The sequence below is a fragment of the Aphanothece microscopica RSMan92 genome (genome assembly GCF_046613545.2).
Classification (GTDB): domain Bacteria; phylum Cyanobacteriota; class Cyanobacteriia; order PCC-6307; family Cyanobiaceae; genus NIES-981.
Genome location: NZ_JBKKKY020000355.1, coordinates 1 through 581, shown reverse-complemented (window position 1 = coordinate 581; position 581 = coordinate 1). Strand labels below are relative to the sequence as shown.

Annotated in this window: 1 protein-coding gene and 1 pseudogene; one reads left to right on the top strand and one right to left on the bottom strand. The window is 69.0% G+C overall.

The features are described 5' to 3' along the window. The coding region (locus ACLD7X_RS17970; protein ID WP_425625466.1) for an HD domain-containing protein at positions 1-282 on the bottom strand (282 nt) is incomplete at its 3' end. A 171-nt stretch (positions 283-453) separates the two neighbouring features. On the opposite strand from ACLD7X_RS17970, the pseudogene ACLD7X_RS17965 reads away from it, so the two are divergent. Beyond that, positions 454-581 (top strand): annotated as a pseudogene (locus ACLD7X_RS17965) (dihydroorotase); the annotation flags it as partial.

The window sequence follows — 581 nt, the reverse complement described above, 5'->3', positions numbered from 1 at the left end:
GGTCACCTCCATCACCATCGCGGTCACGGCCGGGCCGAACCGGTCGCGCAGCGTGGCCTCGGGCACCTGCGCATCCTCCACCACGTCATGCAGCAGCGCCGCGACGACCGTATCGGCGCAGGCATCCGGGCTGGCCGCGACGCGCGCCGCCACCTCGATCACATGGTTTACATAAGGCTCGGCCGCGGCGCCCTTTCGGCGCTGGTCCGCATGGGCGCGGGCGGCAAACAGGCAGGCGTCGAGAATCCTCTGCATGAGGTCTCCTTTCACGGGTTGCGGCACAGCCGGTCAGGCCCCGCGGATCGCAGGGTGTCGTCTGGCCAAGGTCTTGGGGAGTCGGGCGGATTTCAGCAAAACGCCCAAATTCGAAGATAGGTCCCCGCCCCCCGCCGCGCAAGGGGAAACCCCGCTTTCCCACTGGAAAAGCGCCCCCCAAAGGCGTATGGGGCGACCATGACCGACAGCCTGATGATCCGCCGCCCCGACGACTGGCACCTGCACCTGCGCGATGGCGCCGTGCTGCGCGCGGTCCTGCCCGAAACCTCGCGCCACTTCGCCCGCGCCATCTTGATGCCGACCCC